We start from the raw sequence: 15,750 nt of genomic DNA, 5'->3' as shown, positions 1-15,750 counted from the left end.
ACACTAGATCTTGACTCTCAAACCTAATGACAGGCAGGGAATTTAGCGGCTTTGGTTTGGGCTAGTTGACGTTTCGTCTCCTCTGTAAAAGTTGCCTTTTGCCAATTACAGGCCGATTTAACCTGGGCCAAAGGAATATCATTTACGCCGGAAAAGTCGGCATTGCTCAAATTTGCCCCTTCTAGATTTACTCCCTTCAACTTTGCTCCAGCCAAGTTGACCCTAGTTAGATCAGCATGACTGAAATTGGTATTGTTTAAATTAGCATCACTGAGATCCACTCCCCAAAGATTCGCCTTCGTTAGGTTACTGTTACTCAGATTCGCCTTCGCTAAATTTGCCCCCGTTAATTCGGCTTGAGCGAAGTTTGCCTTTTGGAGATTGGCACCAGTCAAATTAATGCGCATCAGATTCGCCCCACTCAGATCCGCTTCTCCCAGATTAACTTTACTGAAGTTTGCCCCCGTGAGATAACTTTTTAGGAGTTTGCCTTGGCTTAAATTTGCCCCCGTGAGATTAGCTCCAGTTAATTCGGTCTGGGTCAGATCAGCCTTTTCCAGGTTCGCTTGACTGAGATTCGCCCCCGTTAAAAAGGATTCGGTAAAGCTACTTTTGGCCAAATTGGCATTAGCCAGGTTAATTCCTTGTAAATTAATTTCATTAAAATCTTGATTACTCAGGGATTGCCCCATCTGGTTAAGGGTTTCTAGAGCCTGAAGACGAGGCATACTTTCTCTTTTACCTTGATTATCTTTGACAACTTGCCAATAGCGTTGGAATTGACTTTGCTGATAAAGTTGAAAACCGCCAAAAATCAGTAAGATAAGCGGGATAATACCAATTAGAGCCACGAATTTTGCCTGATTACTCCGTTGGGCACGAATACTCGCTTGGATAAAGACTTCGGCTACCTGAGAGAGAGGAACGCGATCGCTGGGGGCCAATTGCGGCTGGACTTCTTGAAATTTACGGGCTTCCTTTAAAACAGTGCCAGTCAAGAGATAATTTTTTTGAGTCTTAATGGGAACATTTTGCCAAATCCTAGCGGCTTCCTCAATTTTTTGCTTTTTGCGGAGATTATCTTGACGATGGCTTAACCATTTTTGTAATAATTTCCATTCCTGAGCAATGATTTCATGGGCGAGGCGAATTAGAAAAGGTTGCTCTATGCCGGTAGCTAAAGGAATCGCTTCAGTCGTTAGCAATTGCTCATGAACAAGTTTTTGGACGACCACATTGATCAGGGCAACGGTATAACGAGGAGTCACCAAATCGCGGTTGACTACGCCTCGAATTAAAGGAACGCCACTCTCATTCATTTGTACAAGAGTTAGGAAAATATGATGGGTCGTTTCCTGTTCTAGATCGGTCAACCCCTCATAGGCTAAATTAGCCCGTTGATTTAAACTATCCCTAATTCCCCCTAGCTCTCGATAAGCATCGACCTGTAAATCTTTACCTTGTCGCCAGAGTTGAAAGAGAGTGTACTGTAAGAGTGGCAAGGTATTGGAACCATAGTCCGCATCCTGAAGAATCGTGTTAACCAAATCAGGGTTTAGGGAAAAGTTGGCCTGTTGGGCTGGTTCCACAATCACTTCCCGCAGGGTTGTACGATCCATCGGTGGGATCATAATCAGATTTTCCTGAAGATAATTACTAAAACAGCCCCCCTGCATTTCTAAACATTGTCCGAGGTAATCTGCTCGTAGGGATAAAACACAACAAAAACGCGACACTTCCTGACTATCTGATTGCCAATTATGATGGGGGGAAACTTCTGATACTGATGTTTCTGGAGCAATGGCTCCTAGCAGACAATCTAAAAAAGTTTCTCGTTCTAAGGCGTTTTGGCAGAGGGTGAACATCTCCTCGAATTGATCGACGATTAACACAAGACGATCGCGGAAAAACACCTCTAAAATTTTGCGAAAGCCATTTGCACCTTGATGAACAAGGGGTTGAATTTGGTTTAATTGCCGCGATTGCTCCGCAGTCGAAAGGTCGGGATTCAGCAATGCGAGGACTAAACTATTTAAGGGCTTTTCCCCTGGTTGAACAACGCGCACTATCCAGCGATCGCTCCCCGAAATAGAACTACCTGTCTGAAGAGAATGGATTAAACCGGCCTTCAAAAGAGAAGACTTGCCCGTACCAGAATTTCCCACCAGGGCAACAAAACGGCTCAAACGAACTTTATTCAGCAACCTAGCCGTTAGATCCCGACGACCAAAGAAATAAGAGGATTCTTCTACTTGAAAAGGCCGCAAACCAGGGTAAGGACAGGAACTCTTTGTGCGAGGTGAAGAAGATTCCCGATCATGTTGGGAGGCAGCGTGATAGGTCAAAAGAATCGGTTCTCCTAAATTAAGATAAAAAAGGGGTTGGCGATACTCCGCTAGATAGGCAGCAATTAATTGGGTCAGTGTTAAAGTTGTCACCCTACCTATCCCAGCAGAGGAAGGATTTAAATCTTGCAAAAGAGCCACTTTCAAAGCACTGGGATCAAGATTAATGCCCTGGGGCATCATCTGAAAACGCCGATTAGTGACAATGAGAGAATAACTTTTGCCAATTTTAGGAGTTAGCTCGGAGAAAGTAAAATTTAAAGGTTCACTATAGCAACAATCTAACCAAACAATCAGGTTTTGAATCGGACTCAATTGCAAAAGATGCTGTAACCAGGACAAACTAATTCCCCAACGCCCTTGGGCAGGATGGGCATCACTGGTAGCGAGAAAAATTTCCGATCGGCTCTGATGACGCTGTAGGCAATGACCCGTAAAGCAAAGCCATGCTAGGGATATGAGCCGTTTTGGGATATAGCAATGCCCGAATCAAATCTTCTAGTTCTTTTTGCACTACTTTGAGGGACGAACCCTGGGATTGTACTTTTCTGGGTAAGTACCTGACTTGAAAATTACCATAGGTGCTTAACAGTTTAGAAATTTCTTTAACATCGCTAAGATCACCAGATACAATCGGAAGAGCGGGAAGAACTTGATAGTGCGTAATATCGACGATTAGGGCAACCTGACTCATTGCGTTATGAGGTATTTAGATCTAGCTCCGATTTAATACTTGAGTACTTAAAATACTTTGACAAGTAATGATGAGATAAAACCGTTAATTAAACTTCATCCCCCTGACGATTACTTTAGCGAAAAGTCTCATGCCAATCAAAAAAATAATCCTGTCCATCGGCATCTCGCCTGTTGCGATTAAAGCTCTTATGTATTATTTTTCAGGTAATAGATCTAGAATTGGAGATTGATTACGTCAAATTTTGTTACACTTCTTGACAAACTCACCTCAGAGAGGAGTCTCAATGATAGGATTCCCTAAAATACCTTTGTAATCAAAATTATCATCCTATGACAGAGCTTTCTGGACAACCTCCTAAATTCGGTGGCAGCACCGGCGGTTTACTCTCCAAAGCTGACCGGGAAGAAAAATATGCTATCACCTGGACTAGTTCCACAGAACAGGTGTTTGAAATGCCCACTGGGGGCGCGGCCATCATGAATGAAGGAGAAAATCTCCTTTATCTAGCTCGTAAAGAGCAGTGTCTGGCTTTAGGAACCCAACTACGGACAAAATTCAAGCCCAAAATTGAAGACTATAAAATCTACCGTGTTTACCCCAGTGGAGAAGTCCAATATCTGCACCCTGCCGATGGTGTTTTCCCTGAAAAAGTAAATGCCGGTCGTGAATTCAATGGCAAGAAGGACAGAAGTATTGGGAAAAATCCTGAACCTGTTACTTTAAAATTCTCAGGACAAACTCCCTATAGTGCTTAATTCTGCCTGGGTAAAGGGTGAATAGTGAGTGGGGAATAGTTAATTAGAACATTTAAAGAAAAGGGATGTTTGACTCTAGCTGTTTAATTTTCAATAATTGAATAATAGTTTCTTTCATGACTTAGGGATAATGAACTAATCGCTATTGACTCATCACTATTCATTCATTTGCCCATTTCTCGACTCTCATCCGCGAAACCAATGATTTTCCCTGAGTTTTCCCAGTTTTTAGCTTTAGCGCGACAGGGTAATTTTATTCCTGTTTATCAGGAATGGGTCGCCGATCTTGAAACACCTGTTTCAGCTTGGTATAAGGTCTGTGCGGGACAACCCTACAATTTTTTACTGGAATCGGTAGATGGTGGTGAGCAACTCGGTCGTTACAGTTTTCTGGGCTGTGATCCGATGTGGATTTTAGAATCGCGTAGCACAAGCACGATACAAACCCATCGAGATGGTCGTCAAGAAAGGTTTGAGGGGAATCCCTTAGAAGTTTTGTCCGCTTGTTTAGCCTCGATCCATCCCGTTACCTTGCCCCAATTACCCCCCGGCATTGGTGGATTATTTGGGTTTTGGGGTTATGAGTTAATTCAATGGATGGAACCCCGTGTTCCTATTTATCCTGCCACTGCTCAGGATTTGCCGGATGGGGTTTGGATGCAGGCGGATAATTTAATTATTTTTGATCAGGTTAAACGCAAAATTTGGGCGATCGCCTATGCAGATTTACGGGATGAAAAGGTGGATCTCCAGGAGGCCTATCAACAGGCCTGCGATCGCGTAACTAAATTGGTATTAAAACTACAATTACCCTTACCACCAGAGGCAACCTCCCTAGAACTTCATCCTCGTCCCTTATCTGAGAGTCAACCCGTTCCCTACGACAGTAATGTGGGGAAAACCAAGTTTTGTGAAAATGTTCGCCAAGCGAAGGAGCATATTAGAGCCGGGGATATTTTTCAGGTTGTTCTCTCCCAACGCCTCTCCACTACCTACAGTGACGCACCGTTTAATCTTTACCGATCGCTGCGTTTAATTAATCCCTCCCCTTACATGGCCTACTTTAATTTTGGCCATTGGCAGATTATTGGTTCCAGTCCTGAAGTAATGGTTAAGGCCGAGCGTCAAGAAAATGGCAAACTGCAAGCTACCGTTCGTCCGATCGCCGGCACTCGTCGTCGTGGTCAAACGCCCCAGGAAGATCACCATTTGGCAGAAGAATTATTGGCAGATCCCAAGGAAATTGCCGAACATATTATGTTAGTGGACTTGGGCCGGAATGATCTGGGTCGAGTCTGTGTCCAAGGTTCAGTGCGTGTCGATGAATTGATGGTCATTGAACGCTATTCCCACGTCATGCACATTGTTAGTAATGTGATTGGAGAATTGGCTGCGGATAAAACAGCCTGGGATTTACTACAAGCTTGTTTTCCGGCTGGAACGGTGAGTGGTGCTCCCAAAATTCGGGCCATGGAAATTATTCATGAGTTGGAACCGGAACGTCGTGGCCCTTACTCAGGCGTTTATGGGTACTATGACTTTGAAGGGCAATTAAATACGGCGATCGCTATTCGTACCATGGTGGTCAGACCCCAGGGCAATCAACAACATCTCGTTTCCGTACAAGCGGGGGCTGGACTGGTGGCAGATTCCGATCCCGAAAAAGAGTATGAAGAGACGATTAATAAAGCAAGGGGTTTGCTGGAAGCGATTCGCTGTTTAAGTTAATGGCATTGGCCACTTCACCGCAGGAACGGGGGGTCGGAAACAATTTCCCTGGATTGGCCAAACCGTCAGGATTAAAACAATCTCTGATCCATTGCATCGTTTCTAAGTCCACTTCGTTGAACATGGCCGGCATAAAGTTATTTTTATCCATGCCAATCCCATGTTCTCCCGACAGACTGCCCCCCAATTCTACACAACGCTTGAGGATTTCTCCGCCTAATTCTTCTACTTTTTCCCAAGCTCCTGGCACCGCCTGATCGTAAAGAATCAAGGGATGTAAATTACCATCTCCGGCATGGAAAACATTGGCAATTTTAAAACCAAAGCGATCACCGAGATCATTAATATCCTGTAGGATTTGTACCAACTGAGCACGAGGAACCACGCCATCCTGGACAAAATAACTGGGACTCATTTTTCCCGCCGCCGCAAAAGCAGCTTTTCTTCCCTTCCAGAGTTTTAAACGAGTTTCTAGGTCGTAGGCAGCCGTAATGTCTCTGGCTCCATTTTGCCGACAAATCGCCGCGACCCGTTCTTGATTAGCTTCAACTTCTGCCACTAAACCATCTAATTCCACCAATAAAATCGCCGCCGCATCCCTGGGATAACAGCCAGTCGCCACCACATCTTCCACCGCATTAATACTAAGATTGTCCATAATTTCCATACCCGCCGGAATAATACCAGTGGCAATAATGTCGGCAACCGATTGAGCCGCCGCATCCATGCTGGCAAAGTCCGCCACGAGAACACAAATCGCCCCAGGAACCTTAAGCACCTTGAGCGTGATTTCTGTTGCAATACCCAGGGTGCCTTCCGAGCCAACAAATAAGCCCGTTAAATCATAACCCGGCATTTCCGGCAAATAACCGCCCACCTCCACTACCGAGCCATCGGGAATCACCAGTTTCAACCCGATAACATGATTCGTTGTGGCTCCATATTTGAGACAATGAACCCCACCCGAATTTTCCGCAATATTGCCCCCAATCGAGCAAACAATTTGACTAGAAGGATCGGGAGCATAATAAAATCCGGCTCCACTAACGGCTTGCGTCACCCAATTATTAATTACCCCTGGTTGAACGATCACACGCTGATTTTCCAGATCAACCGACAAAATCTGATTCATACGGGTCATGACAATCAAAACCCCATTTTCTAAGGGTAAGGCTCCCCCCGATAGTCCGGTTCCGGCTCCCCTAGCCACCCAGGGAATTTGATAATCATGACAAAGTTTTACTACCGCCGCGACCTGCTCCGTGGTACGAGGTAAGACGACTAAGGCAGGACGTTGACGATAACTCGTTAGACCATCACATTCGTAGGTCAATAGTTCATCTTTGCGACGCACCACACAATCTTTACCCAGGAGTTGTTCAAACAGGGCAATTAACTTTTGTAGATTGTTTGGCAGATTAGATGGGTTTGGCAATCGATTTTTCAGTTCCATGCAATAGAAAAAGCGTCAAAAAAGTGATTAATAAAGTGATTAATTGGGGAGAACTTTTGCCCCTTGAATTCGCCAGCCCTCCTCTTGCCGAATTACCTCATAGCGAACCGTTAAACTATCACTTTCCGTTTTTCGAGGTTTTGCCGGATTGCTGGCTGAAAAATATTCCGTTGCTTCCTTAACCTTTGCGACAATCGTAGCCTGATTCGGATTAACGGGATTCGTTTTGACCTCGATCACTTCCACTTTATGCTGGTATTGTCGATAACTATTTTGCCTTTTTTCCAGATTGGCTCGATTTTGCCACTGCTGGAGTAACACTCCCGTTAGGATACCAGAAAGGCGATTAACGTCATGTTTTGGCCCAAAGGCAGCGGCCTTGCTATTAACCCATAATTCGATGAGTTGTTGTGCGGAAGCTGTGGTCAGGGGCCCCAGGGGAACTTCCATGAAACCAGCCGCTTTTAGATCGGGAATTTCAATGGGAGATTGGGCTAGTTGAATATCTAGTTGCTCTGCTTCCAGGGCAGCTAAAGGAGAACCCATATGCTTCCAGAGAAAAATCCCACCCCCTAAACAGGCGATCGCCGTCAACAAGACTAAACTCAAACGAACCGGATTAACCGTAATGCGTCGTCGCTTGCGCCGTTTGGAGAAGGGTTTATCTGCCGATACTGGCAAGGCATAATTAGAATCGGCATCTGACTGTCCTTCAAAAAAGTTTGTGACATTCTCTACAAAAGCTTGAGGTCGCTGATTGTTTTCCCACTTCTCCATTCCTGGGGCTGTCAAGGTGGCCGTTCCCCCTGAGTTAGAGCGGGAAGATTGATGTAACGACTGGGAACGACTATTCATCCCCCTGCGTCTCCTAGCGGGATGTGAAGAGGGGATGTCATCCTGATGTTTTGCTAAATTTCTAGCCATAGTATTTTCCTGATCGGTGGCGGATGACACGGCAGCAACAGGGATAGAAACGTCGGAGTAGAGCGTCTCTAGGTAGGACTGAACATCGGTATTAGCAAAATAGTCATCTAGGGAAACTGTTTGCTCAGACAGATCCCGAAAACAGGGAAAAATCTCGTTTTGTAACCAATGCTCAGTGTATGTGCAGAGTCCGGGGAGTAAGTCCGGTGAACCTTGGGATTGTTCTTGGATAAACGCGATCGCTTTTTGATCTCGACTTTGCGTGAGGGCAGAGAGTGCTTCCTCTGTCTGTCCTAATAATAAAGCACAAATTGCTGCTTCGAGGGCCACATCTTGACGATTCTTCATCTGAACAAGTAATGTCCTACATTGTCCTAAACTGGCCGGTTGTTTAACGGCGATCGCCTTAGCCAGGAGGGCATAAACGGCCAAATAACTCGCCACTACGGAGGGACGGTCAACCTCACTTAAAAATAAATGTTCCTGTTCTTCAACGGTCAAATAGCTTCTAAGCTGTTGGATAAATTGTAAAAAGTCATCAACTCCTAACCCAGATCGATCATTGCCCTTCCCTTCAATACCAAAACGATCATGGATCATATCCCTAAGCAATTGCAGACCCTTCTGACGTTCTAGACTATCGATATCCTCCAGGGTTAATAACTCTAGGATGCGATAGGGTCGTAATTTAAACAGTTCATTACGAATTTCTGTTTGTACTGTCGGAAACAAATCCTCCTGCTGTAACCAAGCCAAACCCTTAATGCCCCGATTAGCGGATTCCTCGTAGTTTTCCATCTGCCACTGTTCCCTACTCAGTTCTAGATAGGACAAAGCCGCAGTGAGAACTAAATCAGCACGGGTTTCTAGCAGAATGAGAGGATCAATGGCTTGATATAAGGCAGATTCAGCAAATTGTAAAACCAGTTCATATTCTCCCAACTCTTGCAAAATTAGCAAGGCTCCGACCAGTTGTTCCGGCGGAATCTCTAGGCTGGGATTTTGATCCCCCAGTTCATCGGCAACCGATACCGTTAGGGATTCAGCTAATAGAGGGCCGATTGTCTCCTGTTCTTCTGCCTCCGTATTCTCTTCCACGTTTATTGTCTCTAAATCCCCGGACTGGGAAGCCAGGTCATTAGCTTCTGATAGTCCCCACCAGCGTTGGACATAGGCTTGACGCTGATTAGCATCTCCTAAAACACGATAGGCATCTTGTAACAATTGGTTACGGGAAGTAATCGCCGCTTCACTATATTCTCGACGAGGCAATTGGATTAGCCGATCTTGATAGGCTTGGCTAATTTGATCTTCAGCAATCTGTAAGGGAATGCCAAGAACTCTATAATAGTCGAGAGGGATTCGCACGGCGGGCTGCCTCAAAGGAGGTTCGTAAAAACATGACACGAGGTTATTAGAATAAAGTAACTTATCCTGACCTGTCTATACCTGAATGAGTTATTAATTTAAACTAGAACGTCAATTAACAACCTGGCATTGTCTTAAATATGGCTCCACTTTAGGCAAAATTCTAACCCAAGGATTAAGACCCCGTAAAAAATCTTGACGAGATAGCCTAAAATCTATTCTAAGCTGGCTCAGTTTGATTACCCAATAATTCAAATTAATACGGCTCCCTATCCTTCATTTTTGTCTGACAGACTTACCGATTTCATCATGGTTGCTGAACGTATCTTACCCGAATTTAATACTGCAACGGTTTCCCTGAGTCCAGAAAGAGGTTTACTCCTCTATGAAGATATGGTTTTAGGGCGTTTATTTGAGGACAAATGTGCGGAGATGTACTATCGTGGCAAAATGTTTGGTTTTGTCCATCTTTATAACGGTCAGGAAGCGGTTTCTTCAGGAATCGTTAAGGCAATGCGTCCAGGCCATGACTATGTGTGTAGTACTTACCGAGATCACGTCCACGCCCTCAGTGCTGGCGTTCCGGCAAGAGAGGTAATGGCCGAGTTATTTGGTAAGGCAACGGGCTGTAGTAAAGGACGGGGTGGTTCGATGCACCTTTTTTCTGCTCCCCATAAACTCCTCGGTGGTTTTGCTTTTATTGGGGAAGGGATTCCCGTAGCCCTGGGGGCAGCCTTTCAAAGTAAATATCGTCGGGAAGTGATGAAAGATGCTTCGGCGGACTATGTGGCGGCTTGTTTCTTTGGTGATGGTACGACTAACAATGGCCAGTTTTTTGAGTGTCTCAATATGGCGGCTCTTTGGAAATTACCGATTTTGTTTGTAGTGGAAAATAATAAGTGGGCGATCGGGATGGCCCATGATCGAGCAACTTCCCAACCTGAAATTTATAAGAAGGCTAGTGTCTTTAATCTGCCTGGGGTAGAAGTGGATGGCATGGATGTAGTGGCAGTTCATGCGGTGGCGGAAGAAGCTGTGGCTCGTGCCAGGGCAGGGGAAGGGCCCACTTTAATTGAAGCGTTAACCTATCGTTTTCGCGGTCATTCCTTGGCCGATCCCGATGAGTTGCGATCGCCGGATGAGAAACAATTCTGGGGCGCACGGGATCCGATCCAAAAGTTTGCGGCCTATTTACTGGAACATCATTTAGCCAGTGCCGAAGAACTGAAGGCGATTGATCGGAAAATTCAGGCGGTTATTGACGATGCCCTTGAGTTTGCCGAAAGTAGCCCTGAACCGGATGCTAGTGAGTTATATCGCTACGTTTTTGCGGATTAATCTAGCCAGTTGATTGCTTCTAATCCTGAGGTTACTTAAGCCATGACCAGTCGTTTGGGCCAATGCGGTGAAGACTTTGTGGCCCAGTGGCTAAAACAGCAAGGTTGGAGCATTCTTCATCAACGTTGGCGATCGCGTTGGGGAGAAATTGATTTAATTGGGCGATCGCCAGAAAAACTATTAGTCTTTATCGAAGTCAAGACTCGTAGTGCTGGGAATTGGGATCAGGGGGGAGCCTTAGCGGTCAATATTGCCAAACAAAATAAAATTATCCAAACGGCCCAACTTTTCCTGGCTTACTCTCCCCAGTTAGCAAACCTTCCCTGTCGTTTTGATGTGGCCCTTGTTCATGCTCAAAAACTTCCCGCTTCGCTTTCTCTTGACGAAAATATTCCTCTCATTGAGTTAGGGCGACAGGTGAAATGGGCAGGAAATTATTTTTGTTTACAAGACTATATACAAGGGGCATTCGAGAGCTAGTCAGGGTTTTCCTCATCATCAGAAAAATGGGTAGAAACCTCGTCCTTTAGCGATAGCGGAGGACGACTTTATATCCCATATTCCGTACCAATTAGAAGAAAATAAATAATTTAAAATTTACACGCTATATGCAGGCATCATTAGCCATCATAACACTAGATATAGACGGAGAAGGAAAGACTATAGTAGTGCGTTTATCAGTGCCTTTGCACTGCATAAAGAGGCGTACTTTTGTTGATCAGCAGATTGTGATTCCTGAAACCTTTGTGGGAAATCACTTCTGCTAATCTAGACTTGTTCGTATTAGTTAAAATTCTTGTTGCCAAGTACGGAATTTGGGTTAAAACAGGATCGCCACCCCATTGACTAGAACTTAAAGCTGGTTCTAATTGCCCCAACCCAAAGCGGATCGCGACCATTAGCCGGATTAATACCAACCCAAACACTCGGCGTTAAAGAAATATTATCGTTGACTTTATAGAGATAAAATGTCTCCACAAACCAGGGAGGATTGCTCGTAGCAGGCGTAGCATCGGGAATCTGATTATTGTTAGTTAACGTGGCTGCATAGGGTGGTTGTCCGACGGAAATTACCCCCACATTTCCCTCCTTAAACAAATCAGGAAACGCAAAACTGACTTTCCAGTTCCAAATATCCGCCGTGTCTCCATTGCGATCGCCGCCCACCGCATTAGCCGTAGTGTACATTCCCCAACCTTCGAGACTAAAACTTTGGGCCAGTCGCCAAGTCCAGAGCAACGCAATATTGTCTGAAGTACTAGCATTACCATTAAACGGATCGTCAGTATTGCTTAGTCCGGTGAATCCTAGCACCGAAAACTGATCATACTGACCCTGGGGAATATATTGATGCAGATAGGCAATCCCCACTCCTGTATCCGGTTCTGGCAGATAGGTTAACTGCGCACCGGCCCCAAACTGACCATTAAATAAACCATTGCTCGACTCGGTTAGCGAACCATTACCAGCCGAATAAAAAGCCGCCAAACTCAGATCCTTGGTAAAATTGTAGGCTGCCCCTAAACCAGGCCCATTATTGTCGTTCGGTAAATAAATCGGGGCGATCGATCCATAAAAGGAGACAGCACCATCGGTAAAGGAATTGGTAAAAGGAGCGAGGGGATCAGCTAAATCATCCAGGGTAATTTTCGCCCCACTAATCCAGACATTCAAATCCTCACCAACGGGAAAACGGTACTGGAGCTTATCAAGTCTGGTACGATTAGGCTCCCCTACGGCGGTAAAGTTAAAATCGGTAAGATTACTGCCCCCTCTACCGTAGAGAAAGTTGCCGGTTTGAAAACGTACCAGTAGATTATCACTACCATTAAAACTAGTATCAAAATTGATGCGGGAACGATAATTGGCGGTAATTTGGCCATTGTTAATGGGTTGGTTGGGCGGGCCACTGGCTTGTTCCGATCCCCAAACGCCAGAATAGGCCAGAATTACGTCACCGCTTAATTTGGTTGTCGTGGAAAATTGATGATCCTCTAGATAGGCAGTACGAGATTCTAGATTATCGACTCTCGCTCCCATTGACGCGAGTTCTTGCTCAAATTGTTGGGATAATTGTTTAAGTTTGTCTAGATCTTCCCGCAATACCGCCACATTTTCCTGTAACAATCTCTCAATGGTATTTAAACAAGCATTTAAACCTGCCGCAAATTCCCAACGAGTGAGGGCGCGGTCACGAAGTGTGCCTTCGGCATCGCCTCTAAAGGTGCGATCAGGATAACCCACAATACAGCCATAGCGTTCCACCAAACTTTTGAGAGCTTCATAGGCCCAATCGGTCGGTTGAATATCCCGCAATTCTGAAACATTGGTGACTTGATTGAGGCTACCGCGATCTAGGTCTGCTACCCTGGGCATATTTTCCGAGCCAGGGTTTAGGTTCCCATCTTGAAAGGTTTTGAGTTGTAGGGCACGACGTTGGAGTAAAGACAAATTAAGGGACGGTGATACTATTTCTTCGGCTTGAATCGGGGCAATAGCAATCAGGTTTAATCCAGCGATCGCTAAACTAAAACTAGGCAAGAAAAAGTTAGCAGTTTTGAAGAATTTAAACATGATCATCTCACACACAAATTTAAAAAACGTTAAACAACATTAGGCCGCTTGCTTTTTGGCTCTACCCACTGGATCAAGATGGATTTCTAGCCATTTAAACGCGATTGAGGATAGGGTCGTTAAAATCAGATAGACAAACGCCACTGCAATATACACTTCAAAAGCTTTGTAGGTAGTGGCAACCACTAATTGACCTTCTCGGAAGAGTTCCGTAAAACCAATAACGGCGGTTAAACTGGTATCTTTAATCAGGGTAATAAACTCATTGCCTAAAGGGGGCAAAATGCGACGAAAGGCTTGGGGAAAAATGACTTCCTTCATGGTTTGAAAAGGTGACATACCCAAGGACTGACAGGCTTCCCATTGACCAGGATCAATTGATTGAATACCACCCCGAATAATCTCTGCTAAATAGGCAGCGACATTTAAACTCAGGGCAATAATAGCCGCTGGAAAACGATCTAAACTCCACTCTAAACCGATTTCCTGAAACAGTCCAGGCAAACCAAAATAGATGATGAATAGTTGCACCAGCATGGGCGTTCCCCGAAAGAATTCCACATAGATGCGGAAGATCCAGCGCACAATTCCTATCGGTGAAATTAAGGCGATCGCCACTAGTGTACCGCCAACCAAACCAAAGAAAACTGCAAAAATGGTGAGAACAACGGTAATACCAGAACCCCGAATCAGATTACGGAAAAGGAGAATAAAAAAGGATTCTTTCTGTACCGTTTGAGTGGCCAAGGTGTTGACTTTATCCACGATCGCTGGAGCCACCATGGGTAAGGGATTGGGAGTTGCCGCAAACCACTTGTCATAAATGGCGTTATAGGTTCCCGATTCAATCACCTTAAACAAACCAAAGTTGACTAAGGACTGCTTGGTATTCAGTTGATTGCCTTTCGCCTGGGGCATGGCAATGCCGTAAAATTCCTCTGTCCCAATATCGGCAACGACCTTCACCCCCTTTAGTCCGGCTGTCTTAATGGCATAACGAGTAACCGGGCCATCATTAACCACTGCATCGACTTTCCCGTTGACTAATTCCTGAAGAGCTAGGGCCGCTGAATCAAAACTACTAATTTTTGCACCGGGTATTTTTGCCGCTTCCATTGCACCAGTTGTCCCGATCTGAACGGCAATTTTTTTATTTTTTAACGCCTCGGCATTTTGGATCGTCGTATTGTTCTCTTTAACAGCGATCGCCAAACCCGCTTTAAAATAGGGACTGGAAAAAGCCACAGATTGGGCCCGTTCTGCGGTAATCGTAATACCACTAATGGCTCCATCAATAGTGCCTGCTTGTAGGGCAGGGATAATGCCATCAAAGGGCAAACTTTCAATTTGAATATTTAAACCAGCTTCCTTGCCAATTGCCTGTAACAAATCAATATCAAAACCGGTTAATGTCCCCGTGCTTTCATCATTCATCTCAAAGGGGGGAAAGGTAGGTTCGGTGGCAACTACAAAGGGCTTACCTGTATCAGCTGTCTGGGACGTGGCCGGAATCACTTGTAAACCAAGAACAAGGAGTAATCCCAGCAGAGAATATACCAGATGTCGCCATCGGCCAAACAGATTACCAAAGGGGTTAAATCGATTCATTTGTTTGTTTTCTCCTCATCACACCCAGCAAGACTGAAGTTTTCTGGGAAACCGTAACCGAGACTGACCTTTCAGTATTAGGGCTAAAGTCAGGGATAAATGTAATTGAGAATACAATTAACTCGAAAAGATTCCGATACATTAATATTTATTAAGATTAAAACGATTAGATTTAACCAAGAGCGATCGCCATGGAAACAACTGCCCCGATTGTCTCCTGTGAACACCTTCAGAAAAATTTTGGGACGCTACAAGTCCTGAAAGGCGTAACAGGGGAAATGTATTCAGGTGATGTGATTTCAATTATTGGCCCATCGGGCTGCGGAAAAAGTACGTTTCTGCGCTGTTTAAACCGGCTGGAGGCCATTAGTGGGGGAAAATTGATGGTGGCGGGAGTGGATCTGTCCCATGCCCATGTCAGTCAAAAAGAACTGCGACAATTACGGGTGCGGGTGGGAATGGTTTTTCAACATTTTAATTTATTTCCCCATCTCACCGTTTTACAAAACTTAATGTTAGCTCCCCAGAAAGTGTTACAACTCTCGATGACGGAGGCTAAGGAACGCGCTTTAATGTATCTCGAAAAAGTGGGTCTAGGCAGTAAAGCCCATAATTATCCCGATCAACTGTCTGGTGGTCAAAAACAACGGGTGGCGATCGCTCGTGGTCTTTGCATGAAGCCGGAAGTCTTATTGTTTGATGAACCCACCAGTGCTTTAGATCCGGAATTAGTGGGAGAAGTATTGGGGGTTATGAAGCAATTGGCAGAAGAAGGGATGACCATGGCCGTTGTCACCCACGAAATGCAGTTTGCCAGGGAAGTTTCCAATAAAGTGCTCTTTTTCAATCAAGGCATTGTCGAAGAAGCTGGCGACCCCGATGAGGTGTTTACTAATCCCCAAAGCGATCGCCTTAAAGCCTTTCTCAGCCGTATTAATAATTAACAAAAATCTGCAATTC

At 44.9% G+C, this 15,750-nt stretch carries 10 protein-coding genes; 5 read left to right on the top strand and 5 right to left on the bottom strand.

Annotation, left to right across the window (positions count from 1 at the left end; genetic code table 11):
* Positions 1 to 23: 23 nt before the first annotated feature.
* Positions 24 to 2,660, bottom strand: a complete 2,637-nt coding sequence (locus tag KA717_16205; GenBank protein UXE63946.1) for a pentapeptide repeat-containing protein — start codon at positions 2,658 to 2,660, stop codon at positions 24 to 26.
* Between the two features lie 711 nt (positions 2,661 to 3,371).
* Between KA717_16205 and KA717_16200 the strand changes: the two genes are divergently transcribed.
* Entirely contained in the window at positions 3,372 to 3,797 is a 426-nt protein-coding gene (locus KA717_16200) for a photosystem I reaction center subunit II (protein ID UXE63945.1), read from the top strand.
* Between the two features lie 201 nt (positions 3,798 to 3,998).
* The gene (gene trpE / locus KA717_16195) at positions 3,999 to 5,525 is read left to right on the top strand and encodes an anthranilate synthase component I (GenBank protein UXE63944.1); all 1,527 of its coding nucleotides are present in this window, start codon (positions 3,999 to 4,001) and stop codon (positions 5,523 to 5,525) included.
* Here the strand turns inward: trpE and glcD are convergent.
* Positions 5,479 to 6,960 (bottom strand): glycolate oxidase subunit GlcD, encoded by a 1,482-nt coding sequence (glcD, locus tag KA717_16190; GenBank protein ID UXE63943.1) that lies wholly within the window; start codon positions 6,958 to 6,960, stop codon positions 5,479 to 5,481. The two genes, trpE and glcD, sit on opposite strands and share 47 nt — an antisense overlap.
* A 57-nt stretch (positions 6,961 to 7,017) precedes the next feature.
* Positions 7,018 to 9,270: an IMS domain-containing protein gene (locus tag KA717_16185; GenBank protein UXE63942.1), complete on the bottom strand. Its 2,253-nt coding sequence runs from the start codon at positions 9,268 to 9,270 to the stop codon at positions 7,018 to 7,020.
* 309 nt (positions 9,271 to 9,579) lie between these two features.
* On the opposite strand from KA717_16185, the gene pdhA reads away from it, so the two are divergent.
* Together pdhA and KA717_16175 are read left to right on the top strand one after the other, a co-directional pair.
* Entirely contained in the window at positions 9,580 to 10,608 is a 1,029-nt protein-coding gene (gene pdhA / locus KA717_16180; GenBank protein ID UXE63941.1) for a pyruvate dehydrogenase (acetyl-transferring) E1 component subunit alpha, read from the top strand.
* Between the two features lie 42 nt (positions 10,609 to 10,650).
* Complete coding sequence (locus tag KA717_16175; protein UXE63940.1) at positions 10,651 to 11,088, top strand: YraN family protein; 438 nt, start codon at positions 10,651 to 10,653, stop codon at positions 11,086 to 11,088.
* Positions 11,089 to 11,454: 366 nt separating this feature from the next.
* On the opposite strand, the gene KA717_16170 is transcribed toward KA717_16175, so the two are convergent.
* Both KA717_16170 and KA717_16165 read right to left on the bottom strand, forming a co-directional pair.
* The gene (locus KA717_16170) at positions 11,455 to 13,182 is read right to left on the bottom strand and encodes an iron uptake porin (GenBank protein ID UXE63939.1); all 1,728 of its coding nucleotides are present in this window, start codon (positions 13,180 to 13,182) and stop codon (positions 11,455 to 11,457) included.
* Between the two features lie 39 nt (positions 13,183 to 13,221).
* Positions 13,222 to 14,790, bottom strand: a complete 1,569-nt coding sequence (locus KA717_16165) for an ABC transporter permease subunit (GenBank protein ID UXE63938.1) — start codon at positions 14,788 to 14,790, stop codon at positions 13,222 to 13,224.
* 191 nt (positions 14,791 to 14,981) lie between these two features.
* Here KA717_16165 and KA717_16160 point away from each other — a divergent pair, with 191 nt between their 5' ends.
* Positions 14,982 to 15,734, top strand: coding sequence for an amino acid ABC transporter ATP-binding protein (locus KA717_16160; GenBank protein UXE63937.1), 753 nt, complete (start codon positions 14,982 to 14,984; stop codon positions 15,732 to 15,734).
* Positions 15,735 to 15,750: the final 16 nt, after the last annotated feature.

Origin of the sequence: Woronichinia naegeliana WA131, from assembly GCA_025370055.1 — a bacterium.
In the GTDB taxonomy this organism is placed as follows: Bacteria; Cyanobacteriota; Cyanobacteriia; order Cyanobacteriales; family Microcystaceae; genus Woronichinia; species Woronichinia naegeliana.
The sequence above is the reverse complement of the archived record's forward strand: the minus strand, read 5'-3'. Positions and strand labels throughout refer to the sequence as shown.